At 75.1% G+C, this 15,060-nt stretch carries 17 protein-coding genes and 1 other RNA gene; 12 read left to right on the top strand and 6 right to left on the bottom strand.

The features are described from left to right. Position 1: 1 nt before the first annotated feature. Complete coding sequence (locus ACRYM2_RS08720) at positions 2–745, bottom strand: YaaA family protein (protein WP_432521509.1); 744 nt, start codon at positions 743–745, stop codon at positions 2–4. A 91-nt stretch (positions 746–836) separates the two neighbouring features. On the opposite strand from ACRYM2_RS08720, the gene rnpB reads away from it, so the two are divergent. Beyond that, positions 837–1,218, top strand: an RNA gene (gene rnpB, locus ACRYM2_RS08725) — RNase P RNA component class A. Between the two features lie 15 nt (positions 1,219–1,233). On the opposite strand, the gene ACRYM2_RS08730 is transcribed toward rnpB, so the two are convergent. Continuing rightward, positions 1,234–1,824: a DUF6083 domain-containing protein gene (locus ACRYM2_RS08730; protein WP_432521511.1), complete on the bottom strand. Its 591-nt coding sequence runs from the start codon at positions 1,822–1,824 to the stop codon at positions 1,234–1,236. Positions 1,825–1,992: 168 nt separating this feature from the next. Between ACRYM2_RS08730 and ACRYM2_RS08735 the strand changes: the two genes are divergently transcribed. Next, entirely contained in the window at positions 1,993–2,796 is an 804-nt protein-coding gene (locus ACRYM2_RS08735) for a DUF4328 domain-containing protein (RefSeq protein WP_432521512.1), read from the top strand. Between the two features lie 33 nt (positions 2,797–2,829). Here the strand turns inward: ACRYM2_RS08735 and ACRYM2_RS08740 are convergent, their stop codons facing one another. From ACRYM2_RS08740 to map, 4 genes are all read right to left on the bottom strand, one after another. Then, positions 2,830–3,831 (bottom strand): LLM class F420-dependent oxidoreductase, encoded by a 1,002-nt coding sequence (locus tag ACRYM2_RS08740; RefSeq protein WP_432521549.1) that lies wholly within the window; start codon positions 3,829–3,831, stop codon positions 2,830–2,832. 73 nt (positions 3,832–3,904) lie between these two features. Continuing rightward, the gene (ppgK, locus tag ACRYM2_RS08745; protein WP_432521550.1) at positions 3,905–4,705 is read right to left on the bottom strand and encodes a polyphosphate--glucose phosphotransferase; all 801 of its coding nucleotides are present in this window, start codon (positions 4,703–4,705) and stop codon (positions 3,905–3,907) included. Positions 4,706–4,839: 134 nt separating this feature from the next. Further along, positions 4,840–5,028: a PspC domain-containing protein gene (locus ACRYM2_RS08750; protein WP_432521514.1), complete on the bottom strand. Its 189-nt coding sequence runs from the start codon at positions 5,026–5,028 to the stop codon at positions 4,840–4,842. Positions 5,029–5,135: 107 nt separating this feature from the next. Further along, positions 5,136–6,008 carry a type I methionyl aminopeptidase gene (gene map, locus ACRYM2_RS08755; protein WP_432521515.1) on the bottom strand — a complete coding sequence of 291 codons (873 nt, stop codon included), beginning with the start codon at positions 6,006–6,008 and terminating at the stop codon, positions 5,136–5,138. Between the two features lie 54 nt (positions 6,009–6,062). Between map and ACRYM2_RS08760 the strand changes: the two genes are divergently transcribed. The 10 genes from ACRYM2_RS08760 (at position 6,063) to ACRYM2_RS08805 (ending at position 15,022) form a co-directional block, all read left to right on the top strand. After that, positions 6,063–6,245, top strand: a complete 183-nt coding sequence (locus tag ACRYM2_RS08760) for a hypothetical protein (protein WP_432521516.1) — start codon at positions 6,063–6,065, stop codon at positions 6,243–6,245. Between the two features lie 219 nt (positions 6,246–6,464). After that, positions 6,465–7,727 carry a toxic anion resistance protein gene (locus tag ACRYM2_RS08765; protein ID WP_432521517.1) on the top strand — a complete coding sequence of 421 codons (1,263 nt, stop codon included), beginning with the start codon at positions 6,465–6,467 and terminating at the stop codon, positions 7,725–7,727. After that, entirely contained in the window at positions 7,724–8,641 is a 918-nt protein-coding gene (locus ACRYM2_RS08770; RefSeq protein WP_432521518.1) for a hypothetical protein, read from the top strand. The genes ACRYM2_RS08765 and ACRYM2_RS08770 overlap by 4 nt, the downstream gene beginning before the upstream one ends. Before the next feature lie 9 nt (positions 8,642–8,650). Further along, positions 8,651–9,619, top strand: a complete 969-nt coding sequence (locus ACRYM2_RS08775; RefSeq protein ID WP_432521519.1) for a hypothetical protein — start codon at positions 8,651–8,653, stop codon at positions 9,617–9,619. Between the two features lie 9 nt (positions 9,620–9,628). Further along, positions 9,629–10,534, top strand: coding sequence for a hypothetical protein (locus ACRYM2_RS08780; RefSeq protein ID WP_432521520.1), 906 nt, complete (start codon positions 9,629–9,631; stop codon positions 10,532–10,534). 90 nt (positions 10,535–10,624) lie between these two features. Further along, entirely contained in the window at positions 10,625–11,431 is an 807-nt protein-coding gene (locus ACRYM2_RS08785; RefSeq protein ID WP_432521522.1) for an AIM24 family protein, read from the top strand. Positions 11,432–11,525: 94 nt separating this feature from the next. Beyond that, entirely contained in the window at positions 11,526–12,101 is a 576-nt protein-coding gene (locus tag ACRYM2_RS08790; protein WP_432521523.1) for a TerD family protein, read from the top strand. 121 nt (positions 12,102–12,222) lie between these two features. Further along, positions 12,223–13,380 (top strand): DUF475 domain-containing protein, encoded by a 1,158-nt coding sequence (locus tag ACRYM2_RS08795; protein WP_432521525.1) that lies wholly within the window; start codon positions 12,223–12,225, stop codon positions 13,378–13,380. A 60-nt stretch (positions 13,381–13,440) separates the two neighbouring features. Further along, the gene (locus ACRYM2_RS08800) at positions 13,441–14,331 is read left to right on the top strand and encodes a hypothetical protein (protein WP_432521527.1); all 891 of its coding nucleotides are present in this window, start codon (positions 13,441–13,443) and stop codon (positions 14,329–14,331) included. A gap of 112 nt (positions 14,332–14,443) precedes the next feature. Then, entirely contained in the window at positions 14,444–15,022 is a 579-nt protein-coding gene (locus ACRYM2_RS08805) for a TerD family protein (RefSeq protein WP_432521529.1), read from the top strand. Positions 15,023–15,060 lie beyond the last annotated feature (38 nt).

Below are 15,060 nucleotides of genomic sequence, written 5' to 3' on the forward strand. Positions count from 1 at the left end.
CTCAGCGGGCCTCGACGTCCAGGGTCCACGACCCGCCGTGCCGGACGGGCTCGCGCAGCCGCACCTCGAACGCCTCGGCCGAGGCGTCGGCGAGCGCGGCGGGGGTGCGCGGGGCGCGGCCGCCGCGGGTCAGCAGGTGACGCGCGAGCAGCCCGCGGGTGTGCTTGGCCGCGTGCGAGACGACCCTGCCGCCCGCGAGGACGCGCACCGCGACGGTGCGGGCCGCGGTGTCGGCGTCGGGCACCCAGGCCGCCGCGTACGCCGCCGACCGGCAGTCCACGACCAGCCCCTGCGGGCGCAGGACCTCCGCCAGCCGGGGCCGCCACCACGCGGCGAGCGGGCCGGTGCCCGGCAGGTCGGTGCCCATGGACAACCGGTAGCCGGGCACCCGGTCGCGCGGGGACAGCACCCCCCACAGCGCCGAGACGACGAGCACCCGCCGTGCGGCCGCCGCGGGCAGCGACGGCAGGCCGAGGGCGTCGAACAGGACCCCGGTGTAGACCTGCGCGGCGCGGGCGGCGGGCCGCTCGCGCAGGGAGGTGTTGGCGGCGACCACGTCGGCCAGGCTCGCGCCGGCGCCGAGCAGCTCCAGCGCGTCGGCGCGCGCGGAGGCGGCCACGAGCGCGTCGAGCACCTGCTCGCGGGCGGCGGTCAGCGCGGGGGCGGTCAGAGTGTCGAGGCGCACCGGGGTGCCGCGCCGCGGCCCCGCCCACTTCGACTCCGACGGGGGGAGCAGCACGAGCACGAGGCGGAAGGCTAGCCCTCGCGCCCGGCGCCGCCGCGGGGCCTGCGGCGTGGACGGGCCGGGTGCGCGCGGGCGCTAGGGTGGCGGAGGACGAGTCGGCCGGGCGGCCGCGTCGGCCGGGCCTGCTCGCAGGGCCGGCCGCCGAGGAAAGTCCGGACTCCACAGGGCAGGGTGGTGGGTAACGCCCACCCGGGGTGACCCGCGGGACAGTGCCACAGAGAGAAGACCGCCTCCCCGAGCGATCGGGGCGGTAAGGGTGAAACGGTGGTGCAAGAGACCACCAGCGCACCGGGTGACCGGTGCGGCTCGGCAAACCCCACCCGGAGCAAGACCAGACAGGCAGCGTTCGAGGGCGGCCCGCCCGAGCTGCCGGGTAGGTCGCTGGAGGCGTGCGGCAACGCACGTCCTAGAGGGATGGTCGCCGCCGCTCCTCGGAGCGGGCACAGGATCCGGCTTACAGGCCGGCTCGTCCACCCACCCGCACCGCGTCAGCGCGTCCCGGGGTCGGCTCCCGCGAGGTTCGCGTGCCACATCCGCGCCAGCCGGGGGTTGTCCGGCACCGGGTGCGCGGGGCAGACCGCCTCGTGCAGGACGCGGGCCCCCACCTGCTCGGGGTCGTCGTGGCCGACGCGCTCGGCGTGCCCGCCGCGCACCTGCCAGCGGTCGGCGACGGGGACGCTGGTGGCCAGCACCGCGTCCTTGGCCAGCCGCACCGGCTCGCCCGCGGCGTCGGGGTGCACGTGCACGGGAGCCCCGCACCGCGCGCAGTCCTCCTCCCGCCAGGTGCGCCCGGCGACGACGCGCGCCATCCGCTGCACGTGGGCGACGACCGCGGACGTCTGCTGGCCGAGCGTGGGCGGCAGGTCCGGGCCGGTGCCCGGCGGCGGGTCCGCGGGAGCGGCGGGTGCGGTGCCGGCCGCGAAGCGCTCGCGGCAGCGGCCGCAGACGTGCACGACGACGCCGAGCCGCTCGGCGGCCTCGACGGCCGCGTCCTCGCCCTGTGCGCCGCAGAAGGCGCACGCGCCCTGCCCGCCGCTCTCGGGTCCGCTCTCGCGCCCGGTCTCGTCCGTCCCGCTCACGGGGCCAGCATGCCGCCTGGCGGAGCGGACCGCGGCAGGCCCGCGCGGTCCCCGCCGCTGCGCCGTCCGGGTGGATCACCGACACGAGATCACCGTCTGCGTCCAGTGCTGACTCACAGTGTTCTCAGGTGTCCCGGGAGCCGGGGCGGCGGAACGGGGGACGGGCACGTGACGGGACAGCAGTGGCGATCCGGCGAGCAGCCGGCGGGCGGGCGGCCGGTCACCGAGGTGCCCTTCTTCGCCCCGCCGCGCGGGGAGTTCTCCGCCGCGCCCCTCGGCGCCGGGTCCGCGGCCCCCGGTGCCCCGTCCGCCCGCTTCGGCGCACCCGCCCCGGCGCCCTGGACGGCGGCCGGGGCCTCCGGCGGGGGAGCTGCGGCCTGGTCCCCCGCTGCGACCGGCGCTCCGGTGCCCGTGACCGGGCTGCGGCCGCTGGCGGGCCTGGCCACCGGCGTCGTCGTGCTGTCCTGCCTCCTGGCGGCCGGGACGGTCCTCGACGTGGCCGGCTGGGTGCTGGCGCAGCAGTCGCTGGCCGGTGCGGTGGCCGGTCTCGTCGTGACCGCCGGGCTGACGGGCGTGCAGCTGGCGGCGCTGGTCGTGACGGCCGTCTGGCTGGTGCGCGCCCGCGCCAACGCCGCCCGCATCAGCCCGGCCGCGCGGCCGCGGCGGGGCGGGGTGTGGACCTGGCTCGGCTGGTTCCTGCCGATCGCCTGCGTCTTCGTGCCCCACCAGCTCGTCAGCGACGTCTGGACGGCCTCCGCGCCCCGCGCCCGCCGCGGTGGCGCACCCGCGCTGGGGACCTGGTGGGCGGCCTGGCTGGTGGCCGTCGGCAGCGCCACCGCCGCCCACCGCGTCGCCGACGGCTCCGCCGGGGCGGTCACCGCGCTGCTGGTGCTCAGCGCGGTGGCCCACCTCGTGGCGCTGCCGCTGTGGATCGGCGTCGTGCGTGCGGTGACGGACGCGCAGCGCCCCTGACCCGCCGGCGCGGGCGGGGTGGGCGCTGCGGGCTCAGAGCGCCCGCAGCGCCGGGGCGACCTCGCGCTCGAACAGCTCGATGCCGCTGGTGTCGGTGGCGGCCTCGGCGAAGTAGAAGTTCGCGTGCCCGAGCCCGGCGCGCACGAGCGGCGTCAGCTTCTCGACGATCTGCTCGGGCGTGCCCACCCCGGCGGCCTGCGCGGGGTCCAGCGGGGCCAGCTCGCGCTCGACGGCCTCGGCGCTGACGTGCTGCTCCAGCACCGCCCGGCGGGCCGCGAGGCGCTCGCGCACCTCGGCCTCGTCGCGCCCGACGGCCACGGTGTAGTCCGCCGTGCGCGTGATGGCGGCGAAGTCGCGGCCCACGTCGCGGCAGTGCCCGGCGAGCACCTCGGACTTGTGCGTGAAGCCCTCCAGCGTGCCGTCGAAGTTGGTGAAGTCGGCGTACTTGGCGGCCGTGCGCAGCGTCTTGCGCTCACCGCCGCCGGCGATCCACAGCGGGATGCCGCCCTCCTGCAGCGGCAGCGGCCGGCAGATCGCGCCGTCGGTGGTGTAGTGCTTGCCCGCGAAGGTCGACACGCCCTCGCGCCACAGCTGGGCCATGATCTGCACGCCCTCGTCGAGGCGGGCCAGGCGCTCGCCGGCCGAGGGGAAGCCGTAGCCGTAGGCGCGCCACTCGTGCTCGTACCAGCCGGCGCCGATGCCCATCTCGACGCGGCCGCCGGAGACGACGTCGACGGTGGCGGCCACCTTGGCCAGGTAGGCCGGGTTGCGGTAGCTCGTGCAGGTGCACATCTGGCCCAGCCGGATGCGGGAGGTGACGGCCGCGAACGCCGCCACCAGCGTCCACGCCTCGTGGGTGGCCTGGTCGGTGGGCTCGGGCACGGTGTGGAAGTGGTCGTAGACCCACACCGAGTCCCACACGTCGCCGGCGTCGGCGCGCTGCACGAGCGAGCGCATCACCGGCCACTGCTCGGCGGGGTCCACCCCGACGAGGTCGTGCTTCCAGCCCTGCGGGACGAAGAGGCCGAGGCCCAGGCGCGGCGTCGCGTCAGTCATGGCGCGGACACTAGTACGCCTGGGCCACCTGTCGGCAGGTCCCGCGCCGGGTTCAGACCTCGCGCGGGTCGCGGCCGGCGGCCGCGGCGGCCAGCGAGGCCGCGCCGATGATCCCGGCGTCGTTGCGCAGCTGCGCGGGGACGATGGGCGTGCGCAGGTCCAGCAGCGGCAGGAACTTCTCGTGCTTCTTGCTGACGCCGCCGCCGACGACGATGAGGTCCGGCCACAGCAGGTCCTCCACGTGGGAGTAGTAGCGCTGCAGGCGCTTGGCCCACTGCGACCACGACAGGTCGTGGCGCTCGCGGGCGGCGTCGGCGGCCTTCTTCTCCGCGTCGTGGCCGTCGATCTCCAGGTGGCCCAGCTCGGTGTTCGGCACGAGCTTGCCGTCGACGATGAGCGCGCTGCCGATGCCGGTGCCCAGGGTCGTCACGAGCACGACGCCGTGCACGCCCTTGGCCGCGCCGAACACCGTCTCGGCGTAGCCGGCCGCGTCCGCGTCGTTGACGACGAGGACGTCGCGCCCGAGGGCGTCGGCGAACAGCGCCTCGGCGTCGGTGCCGATCCAGGAGTCGTCCACGTTGGCCGCGCTGCGGGCGATGCCGTGCTGGATGACCGCGGGGAAGGTGATGCCCACGGGGGTGTCGTCGGCGACCTCGAACGAGGCGAGCACCTGGGCCACCACGGGCGCCACGGCCGCCGGCGTCGCCGGCTGGGGGGTGACCTCGCGCACGCGCTCGGCGGCGAAGTGCCCGGCGGCCAGGTCGACGGGGGCGGCCTTGATGCCCGAGCCGCCGATGTCCACGCCCAGGCCCAGCCGCGCGCCGCGCGCGCCCGCCGGGGTGGAGGTCGACACGGCCGTGCCGGCCGTCCCCGCCGCGCTCGCGGCCGCTCCGGTGCCGCTCCTGCTCGTCGTGCTCGTCCGCCTGGTCGTGGTCACGCGGTCAGCTTAGGGCGCGGGCGGCGGGCACGGCCGGGAACCGGCTCCGCTCAGCGGCCGGCGTCCTTGGGCACGACGACCCACAGCGCCGCGTACACGAGCACCTGCGGGCCGGGCAGCACGCAGCTGAGCACGAACAGCAGGCGCACGACGGTGGGGCTCAGGCCGAACCGGCGGGCGAGCCCGGCGCAGACGCCGGCGACGACCTTGCCGCGGACCGGGCGGGACAGCGTGTTCACTCTCGTCCTCCTCGAGCGGGTGGCCGCCCGCGGTGGGCGACGTCCCGTCCAACGCGGCGGCCCGTCCCCGGGTGCCCCGGGACGGCTGACGGCGCGGGGAGGGCGCGTCAGGGGAGGGTGAGGACCTCGGCGCCGGTGTCGGTGACGACGATCGTGTGCTCGAACTGGGCGGTGCGCCTGCGGTCGCGGGTCACGACCGTCCAGCCGTCCTCCCACATGTCCCACTCGTGGGTGCCGAGCGTGAGCATCGGCTCGACGGTGAAGACCATGCCGGGTTCCATGACGGTGTCGTGGGCGGGCGCGGCGTCGTAGTGCGGCACGACGAGGCCGGAGTGGAAGGCCGGGCCCACCCCGTGGCCGGTGAAGTCGCGCACGACGCCGTAGCCGAAGCGCTGGGCGTACTTCTCGATGACGCGCCCGACGACGTTGATCGCCCGGCCCGGCGCCACGGCCTTGATGCCGCGCGCCGTCGCCTCGCGGGTGCGCTCGACGAGCAGCCGCGACTCCTCGTCCACCTCGCCGCACAGGTAGGTGGCGTTGGTGTCGCCGTGCATGCCGTCCAGGTAGGCGGTGACGTCGAGGTTGACGATGTCGCCCTCCTGCAGCACCGTCGAGTCCGGGATGCCGTGGCAGATCACCTCGTTGACGCTGCTGCACAGCGACTTGGGGAAGCCGCGGTAGCCCAGCGTCGAGGGGTAGGCGCCGTGGTCGCAGAGGAACTCGTGGCCGATGCGGTCCAGCTCGTCGGTGCTCGTGCCCGGCACGACGTGCTGCCCCACGAGCTCCAGCGCCTGCGCGGCCAGCCTGCCGGCGCGGCGGATCCGCTCGATCCCCTCGGGGTCGACGACGTGCGAGCCGGTGTAGGGCGCCGGCGCCGGCTGGTCCACGTACTCCGGCCGCGGGATCGACGCGGGGACCGGGCGTCGCGGGGAGAGGGTGCCGGGCACGAGCGTGCCCACGGGTGCCGTCGCCGTGCTCATGGTCCCGAGTCTAGGTCGGGTGCGCGCACCGCCCGGACGGGCCAGGATGCGGTCATGGCGACGCAGTACTACTACGACGTGTCCACCGGCGAGGTGCAGGAGCTCGAGCGCAAGGGCCAGGCCAAGGACCTCATGGGGCCCTACGCCACGCGCGAGGAGGCCGCGCACGCGCTGGAGTCCGCCCGCCGGCGCACCGAGGAGAACGACCGCCGCGACCGCGAGGAGGAGGAGTGGTGAGCCGCGGCCGGTGGGCCGCCGGGCCGGGCACCTCGCGCGGGGGGTGCGCGTTGCCCCCCTCGTGAGGACGACGCGCGGCGCCGGGGTCTCCACCGTGGGGTGGATGACCGCGCTGCGCGCGCCCGGTGATGATCGGACGACCGCGCGCGGCGCACCTAGGATGGACCGCACGCCGGGTGGCGCGGGCGGCACGCTGTCGAGCACGAGGGGAACCACCTGATGTCGGAGTCGCTGGACCTGAGCAAGCCGCTGGAGCCGCCGGCGGCCCCGGCCGCGCCCCCCGCCACGGACCTGCAGCTGACGCCGCCCGCCCCGGTGCCGGTCGTCGCCGACGACCAGGCCGAGGGGATGATCCCCCTCGACGAGGCGACGAGGGCCGAGCTGCACCGCAAGGCGCAGGCCTTCGTCGCCGACCTCGCCGCGCAGGACCCGCGCAGCCCGGCCTTCCAGAAGAAGGTCGACGACATCACGCGCATGGGCGAGCAGGAGATCCGCTCCAGCGCGCAGGTGTCCAACCGGATGCTGGAGCGCCCCGCCTCCAGCCTCGCGGGCGCCAAGGGCCAGAAGGCGACGGGCCCCGGTGCCGACGCGCAGGTGAAGGTGGCCAACACCCTGCTGCAGCTGCGCCAGACGGTCACCGACCTCGACCCGGGCCGCGCCGACCTCAAGGGCGCGAAGAAGCTGCTGGGCATCCTGCCCTTCGGCAGCAAGGTGCAGCGCTACTTCGAGCGCTACCAGGACGCGCAGTCCCAGCTCGACGCGATCATCAAGGCCCTCGCCAGCGGCCAGGACGAGCTGCGCAAGGACAACGCCTCCATCGAGTCCGAGAAGCAGAACCTCTGGACGACGATGGGCAAGCTCACCGAGTACTCCACCCTGGCCAAGGCGCTGGACGCGGCGACGGTCGCGAAGATCGACGAGCTGCGCGTCAGCAACCCCCAGGCCGCCGACGCCCTGACGGCCGACGCGCTGTTCCCCATCCGCCAGCGCCACCAGGACCTCATGACCCAGCTCGCGGTCAGCGTGCAGGGCTACCTCGCGCTGGACCTGGTGCGCAAGAACAACATCGAGCTCATCAAGGGTGTCGACCGGGCGCAGACGACGACGGTGGCGGCCCTGCGCACGGCCGTCATCGTGGCGCAGGCGCTGGCCAACCAGAAGCTCGTCCTGGACCAGATCAACGCGCTCAACACGACGACGAACCAGATGATCCTGTCGACCTCGGAGATGCTCAAGCAGCAGACCGCGCAGATCCACGAGCAGGCCTCCACGGCCATGGTCGACGTGGGCACGCTGCAGAAGGCCTTCGACAACGTCTTCGCCACGATGGACGCCATCGACGTCTTCAAGCAGCAGGCGGTCGTCAGCATGGCCACCACCGTCGACGCCCTCGAGGGGCAGGTGCAGCGCTCGCGCTCCTACCTGGAGCGGGCCCGCAACGGGGAGCAGGGTGGTGGTCCCGCCCTCGAAGGTCCACGGTGAGCGCCGTGGGCGGTCCGGGGACGGGGGAGCGCCCGTCGCGGGCGCTGCGCCGCGCCGGCACCCGACCGGCGGGTTCGGCTCCGGTGCGCCGCGGGCCGGCGCAGGCGCCGGCGGAGCTGGTCTCCCGGCGGCTGCGCAGCCGCACCTGGCGGGTCGCGAACTCCTGGTGGCTGGCGATCCCCGCGGTGGGCCTGCCGTGGCTGGCCTTCCTCTACATGGGCCTGCGCGGTCGCCGGCCCACCTGGGTGCTGGCGGCCCTGGGGTACCTGCTCGCCGCGGGCGGCGCGGCGACGCTCATCACGATGGACGGACTGCTGCTCGGCGTGCTGGGCTGGCTCCTGGCCACGGGCACGTGGGGACTGGGGCTGGTGCACTCGATCATGGCGAACTCGACGTGGCTGCGGATCAAGGCGGCGTTCACGGGGGCGGAGCACGCGCTGCCGCAGCCCGAGCGGCCGTCCCCCGTGCAGGCCGCACCCGGACCGGCCGACCCGGCGACCCGGTTGCAGGAGCGGCTGCACGACGTCGTGCGCACCGCCAACCGCAACGGCGGCCGGCTGCCCGACGGCGCGGTCCCCGCGGTGCGCGAGATCGAGGACGTCCTGCGCCCGCTGCTCGCGCACGTCGCCAAGCGCGGCGCCGAGGTCGAGGCGCTGCACGACCTCGAGGCGATCGTCACCGAGTACCTGCCCGGGGCGCTGGAGAACTACCTCGACCTGCCCGAGGACTACGCCCTCACCAGCCGCGGCCCCTCCGGCAGCACGCCCGCCGAGGAGCTCGTCGCGCAGCTGCGGCTGCTCGCCGACGGCGCCCGCGAGCTGCAGCGCGCCGTCTACGACCACGACGCGCAGCGGCTGAGCGTGCAGGGCCGCTTCCTCGACGCCAAGTTCCGCCGCTCCGACCTGGACCTGTAGGAGACCGCCGTGGGAGTCGACCTGGGCAAGGGCAGCGCCGCCGGCGGCGAGGACCCCGGGGCGCGCGCGGTCGGGCACGCCCCCGAGGACGTGTCCGTGCACCGGCAGCCGCCCGGCGCGGCGGGCCCCGCGGAGCCGGCGGGACCGACCGGGCCGACGGGGGCGACCGTCGCGGCGAGGCCGACGGGGTCGGCGGTGGCCCGCACGACCCCGCCGCCCGCGCCGTACCGGCCGCGCGAGCCCGCACCCGCGCCGCAGGAGCAGGCCGGCGGGGGCGGCTGGTCGGCGCAGTCGGTGGGGCTGCTCGGGGCGGCGTGGACGACCGGCTGGATCATCGCCTTCGCCAACGGCGTGTGGTGGCTCGGGCTCGCCATGCTCATGCTCGGCGGCCCGCTGTTCGGCTACCTGCGCCAGGCCGGCGGCGGGCACCGCGAGGGCATCCGCGCCCGCCGCCGCCAGCGCCACCGGGAGCTGCGCGGGCGCCGCGAGCAGGTGCTCGAGGCCGCACCCGCCACCGCTCCGGCCGGCCCCGCCGCCCTGCCGCCCGAGCAGGCCTCGGTCGCCGCCGCCGAGCGCAGCCTGGCCGCCACCCTGGTGCGCGTGGAGACCTCCGCCGACCGCTTCGACGCCGAGGCCGTCGAGCTGGTGCGCGAGGTCGACCGGCTGCTGCGGCCCCTGCTGGCGCACCTGCGCACCCGCGGCGCCGACGCGCAGGTGCGCCACGACCTGGAGACCCTGGCCAGCGAGCACCTGCCGCGCACCGTCGAGGACTACCTCGTCCTGCCCGACGACTACGCCCGCGAGCACCGCACCGCGGCCGGCACCACCCCGGCCGACGAGCTGCGTTCCCAGCTGCTGCTGCTCGTGGAGGGCTGCAAGCAGCTGCGCGACGCCGTGCACGACGCCGACCTGGACCGCCAGCAGCAGCAGAGCCGCTTCCTGGAGGCGAAGTTCCGCCGCTCCGACCTGGACCTGTAGGAGACCGCCGTGGGCATCGACCTGAGCCGGGGAGCCGACGACCGCCACGAGGTCCAGCACGAGGTCCAGCACGAGGTCCAGCACGGTGTCCACCACGAGCAGCCCTCGCAGGTGGTGCCCCGCTCCGCGCCGCTGCCCCTGGCGGTGCCGGAGGAGGAGCTGGAACCGCCGCCGGGCGTGCAGCTGCCGGTGCTGGGCCACGTGTCGGACCCGACCTTCCAGCTCGTGCGCTACGTCGGCCTGGGGGCCTGGATCCTGCTCTACGTCCTGTGGTGGCCCCTGGGCTTCATGGGCATGTGGGCCTGGGTCGCGGTCAACGCGGTCTGGGAGAACGAGCAGCGCCGCCGCCGCCGGCTGCGCCGGCTGCGCAAGCGCGCGATGCGCCAGGGGCTGCTCACCCTCGCGCCGACCCGGCCCGCCGCGACGGTCCCGGCCGCGCCCGCCGCCTCCCCGCTCCCGCCGCACCCCGGCCCGCCGGCGGCCGCGGCGGCGCAGGAGGAGGACCCGGCGCAGCGGGCGCTGGCGGCGGCGGTGCACCGGGTCGACACCTCCGGCCGCTTCGAGGCGGCCGACGTCGCGCTCGTCCACGAGGTCGCCGACCTGCTCGGCCCGCTGCTGGCCCGCACCGGCGAGCGCGACGGCGACGCCCAGGTGCGCCACGACCTGCGGGCCCTGGCCGGTGAGCACCTGCCGCGCACGGTGGAGGACCACCTCGCGCTGCCCGACGACTACGCGCGCGAGCACCGCACCCCGCGGGGCACCACCCCCGCGCAGGAGCTGCGCAGCCAGCTCGTGCTGCTCGTGGAGGGCTGCAAGCAGCTGCGCGACGCCGTGCACGACGCCGACGTCGAGCGCCAGCAGCGGCAGAGCCGCTTCCTGGAGGCGAAGTTCCGCCGCGGCGACCTCGACCTGTGAGCCCGGTGGACCCCCGTCCCGCCCCCGCCCCCGCGGGCCCCGTCGCGCACGGGCCCGGCCCCCGGCCCCCGCGTGCGGTAGGAAGGGCCCATGACCCTGGACGTGCAGCTCGTGGGCTCCACGACGCAGATGGCGGTCGTCACGCTGCGCCCCGGCCAGACCCTGTACTGCGAGGCGGGCAAGTTCCTCTTCTGCTCCGGCGACGTCGTCATGGAGACGAAGCTGACGGCCCCGCGCGACCCGCACGGCAAGGAGGGCGGCGCCGCCGGCCTGGGCGGTCTGCTGCGCGGGGCGGCCGCGGCGGGCAAGCGCGTGCTGGCGGGGGAGTCCTTCGCCTTCCAGCACTTCCACACCCCCGGCGGCGACGGCCTGCTGGGGCTGGCCGGCGTCCTGCCGGGCGAGATGCGCCACCTGGAGCTGGACGGCTCGACGACGTGGTTCGCCGAGAAGGACGCCTTCGTGGCCGCCGAGGCCGGGGTGCACTTCGACATCGCCTTCTCCGGCCTCGGGCAGGGCGTCCTGGGCGGTGAGGGCTTCATCCTCGAGCGGTTCACCGGCCGCGGCTCGCTGCTCATCGCGGGGGCCGGCGACTTCATCGACATCAACCCCGCCGACTACGGCGGCACCGTGCGCGTCGACACCGGCTGCATCGTGGCCTGGGACGACCGCATCAGCTACGGGGTGGAGACGGTCGGCCGGCTCAACCGGCAGGGGATCATGAGCGCCGTCTTCGGCGGGGAGGGCCTGACGCTGGCCACCCTGCGCGGCAACGGCCGGGTCATCCTGCAGTCGGTGACCATCGAGGCCTTCGCCAAGGCGCTGGTGAAGAACAGCGCCAAGCCCGACCAGCACGGCCTCGGCGCGCTGGGCGGCATGTTCTCCGGCGGTCGAGACTGACCCCGGCGCCGCCGGGCACTCCGGCGGGACGGTGATCGTTGGGCCGTCTGCAAGCACCCGACCACGTACGAGCACGGACGAAGGAGCACACACCATGGGCGTCAGCCTCAGCAAGGGCGGCAACGTCTCCCTCACCAAGGAAGCGCCGGGGATGACCAAGGCCGTCATCGGCCTGGGCTGGGACGCGAACTCGTTCACCGGTTCGGAGTTCGACCTCGACGCGCAGGCCATCATGGTCGGCGCCGACGGCAAGGTCCCCAACGACGGCTTCTTCGTCTTCTTCAACCAGCTGAAGTCCCCCGAGGGCTCGGTCGAGCACACCGGTGACAACCGCACCGGTGAGGGCGACGGCGACGACGAGAAGATTAACGTCGACCTCAGCCTCGTGCCCGCGGAGATCGAGAAGGTCGTCTTCACCGTCGCCATCTACGACGCGGACACCCGCAAGCAGTCCTTCGGCCAGGTCCGCAACGCCTTCATCCGCGTCGTGAACGCCGAGGGCGGCACCGAGGTGGCCCGCTACGACCTGTCCGAGGACGCCTCGACCGAGACCGCGATGGTCTTCGGCGAGCTGTACCGCAACGGCAGCGACTGGAAGTTCCGCGCCGTCGGCCAGGGCTACGCCAACGGCCTGCGGGGCATCGCCACCGACTTCGGCGTCAGCGTCTGACCCACCCGGCTGCGCGCCGTCCCCGCCCGGGGACGGCGCGCGCCCGCGCGTCCCCCGTCGGGCCGTGAGTAGGGTTCGGAGTCCGGCCCGCACGGGCTCCGCATGAACAGGAAGCTGACAGGTGATCCTCAAGACCTACCGCTGGTCCTTCATCGTGACCGCACTGGGCCTGGTGCTCGCCGCCTGGTACGGGCTCTCCGCCCACCTGGGGCTGTTCCAGGCGATCTTCCTCGTCCTGATCCTCTCGGTGCTGGAGATCAGCCTCTCGTTCGACAACGCCGTGGTGAACGCCACCATCCTCGAGCGGATGAGCGACTTCTGGCGGAAGATCTTCCTGTCCGTCGGCATCATCATCGCCGTCTTCGGCATGCGGCTCGTCTTCCCCATCGTGCTGGTCAGCGTCACCGCCGGCCTGGGGCCGGTGGAGGTCGTCCGGCTCGCCCTGGAGGGCGGGGACCCGGAGACCCCCGGCACCTACGGCTACCAGCTGAACCAGGCGCACCCCACCATCGCGGCCTTCGGCGGCATGTTCCTGCTGATGCTCTTCCTGAACTTCATCTTCGGGGAGAAGGAGCACCACTGGATCGGGCCGCTCGAGCGCGCCCTGGAGAAGGTCGGCAAGCTCGAGTACGTGCAGGTCATCGTGGCCGGCGCCGTGCTGCTCGTCACCGCGGAGACGTTCGCCACCGACCACGGCCGCACCGTCCTGGCCGCCGGCCTGGCGGGCATCGTGACCTACCTGCTCGTCAACGGCCTCGGTGAGCTGTTCAACGTCGAGGACCACGTCGAGCACTCCGAGCACCCCGAGGGCGCCGAGCACCGCGACGGGGCCGGCGCGACCGCCGCGACCCGTCCCAGCGGCCCCAGCGGGGCGGCCAGGGCCACCGGCAAGGCGGCGTTCTTCCTCTTCCTGTACCTGGAGGTCCTGGACGCCTCGTTCTCCTTCGACGGGGTCATCGGCGCCTTCGCCATCACCTCCGACCCGGTCATCATCGCGATCGGCCTCGGCGTCGGGGCGATGTACATCCGGTCCATGACGGTGCACCTGGTCGACGAGGGCACCCTCGCCCAGTACCCGTACCTGGAGAACGGCGCCCTGTGGGCCATCGGCGCCCTCGCGACCATCCTGCTGCTGAGCATCGAAATCCACATCCCCGAGGTCGTCACCGGCCTCATCGGCCTGGCCTTCATCGTGGCCTCGCTCATCAGCTCCATCCGCTACAACCGGGCGCACCCGGAGGAGGCCCACGTCGAGACGCACCCCGCGCGCGCGGGCTGACCCCGCGCCGGGAGCGGTGGGCGCAGGGTCCGGGGACGAGTCGAAGGTGGGGGAGACGTGGTGAGCGAGGGGGGACGCCCGGCCGAGGAGGTGCACAACTTCCTCGGCCGGCCGGGCCCGCGCCGCAGCACCCGCACCCTCGGCGACCACCTGCGCCCACCCCGTGCCGCGCCCGCGGCACCACCCGCCGCGGTGCACAGCCCCGTGGGGGCGCCCGCACCCGGACCCGTGCGCACGCCCGCCCCGGCACCCGTGCGGGCGCCGGGGCTCGTACGGGCGCCGGTCCCCGCTGCGCCGGGTGCACCGCCACCGCCACCGCCCGTCGCCGTCGTCGGGCAGGCGCGCGCCGGCGAGCGGCGGGTCGTCCTCGACGAGGACGACCCGGTGCGCACCATCCCGGCGGCCGAGCGCTCCAGCGGGACGCTGCGGGTCCTGCTGCAGTGGGAGCAGCTGGTCACCGCGGCCGGTCTGCGCCGTTCGTCCGACGTCCACCTGGGGTGCCTGTGGGAGACGCGCGATCGTCACGCGGGTGCGCTGCAGTCCCTGGGTGAGCTGCTCGCCGCGCCGGGGTTCGGTGCCCGCCAGGTGCTGCGCCTGGGGGCGCGCAGCGAGGAGGCCGGCGAGGAGGTCCTCGCCGACGCGCGCCACCTGGACCTGCTGCGCCGGATGGTGTTCTACGCGTACGCGGTGGGGCCGCGGCCCCCGGACCTCACCCGGCTGGCGCCGCACCTGACGATCGCCCGCCGCGGCGGCGGCGCGCTGCAGCTGTGGGCGGGCCCGGCGCCCCCGGGAGCGCGCACCTGCGCGCTCGCCTCGGTCCACGACGTCGGCGGCGACCTCGTCGTGCGCCGCGAGGCGGAGTTCTTCGACGGGCCGGTGCGCGAGGTGGCGCTGGCCTACGGCTTCGACCTGGACTGGAACGCGGACGGCACCGTGCCGCGCCCGTCCTGACCCCGCACCGCGGGGTCGGCACCCGTCGCCGCTGCACTACCCGCTCCGGCCCCGCTCCAACCCCGTCCCACCCGATCCCGCTCCACCCGATCCCGAACCCGAGGAGATCCCCGTGGCCGTCAGCCTGAACAAGGGCCAGAAGCTGTCGCTGACCAAGAGCGGAGGTGGCACCCTCACCCGCGTCTTCATGGGGCTGGGCTGGGACGCGGTCGCCAAGGGCCTGTTCCGCAAGAAGGCGGTCGAGGTCGACCTCGACGCGAGCGTCCTGCTCTTCGACGCGGCCGGCAAGCTCGTCGACCAGGTCTGGTTCCAGCAGTTGCGCAGCAAGGACGGCTCGGTCACCCACACCGGCGACAACCTCACCGGCGAGGGCGAGGGCGACGACGAGACGATCTACGTCGACCTGCCCGCGGTGCCGCCGGCCGTCAGCACGCTGGTGTTCACCGTCAGCAGCTTCACCGGCCAGGACTTCTCCTCGGTCCAGAACGCCTTCTGCCGCCTCGTGGACGCCGCCCAGCCGCAGCAGGTGGAGCTCGCCCGCTACGCCCTGTCGCAGGCCGGCCCGCACACCGCGCAGATCATGGCCAAGCTCACCCGCGAGGGCTCCGGCTGGGCCATGACGGCCATCGGCGAACCCGCCAGCGGGCGGACCATCCGCGACCTGCTGCCCGCGGTCAAGCCCCACCTGTGAGCGGTCGGCCCGGCCTGCGAGGCGCTCCCGACCCGATC

Source organism: Kineococcus aridisoli (assembly GCF_050871885.1).
Classification (GTDB): Bacteria; Actinomycetota; Actinomycetes; order Actinomycetales; family Kineococcaceae; genus Kineococcus.

What these genes read in the sequence shown, in the direction of transcription:
- ACRYM2_RS08785 (WP_432521522.1), top strand. Translation starts at nt 10,625, where the DNA reads ATGACCCTGGACGTGCAGCTCGTGGGCTCCACGACGCAGATGGCGGTC.
- map (WP_432521515.1), bottom strand. Translation starts at nt 6,008, where the DNA reads ATGAGCACGGCGACGGCACCCGTGGGCACGCTCGTGCCCGGCACCCTC.
- ACRYM2_RS08760 (WP_432521516.1), top strand. Translation starts at nt 6,063, where the DNA reads ATGGCGACGCAGTACTACTACGACGTGTCCACCGGCGAGGTGCAGGAG.
- ACRYM2_RS08790 (WP_432521523.1), top strand. Translation starts at nt 11,526, where the DNA reads ATGGGCGTCAGCCTCAGCAAGGGCGGCAACGTCTCCCTCACCAAGGAA.
- ACRYM2_RS08765 (WP_432521517.1), top strand. Translation starts at nt 6,465, where the DNA reads ATGTCGGAGTCGCTGGACCTGAGCAAGCCGCTGGAGCCGCCGGCGGCC.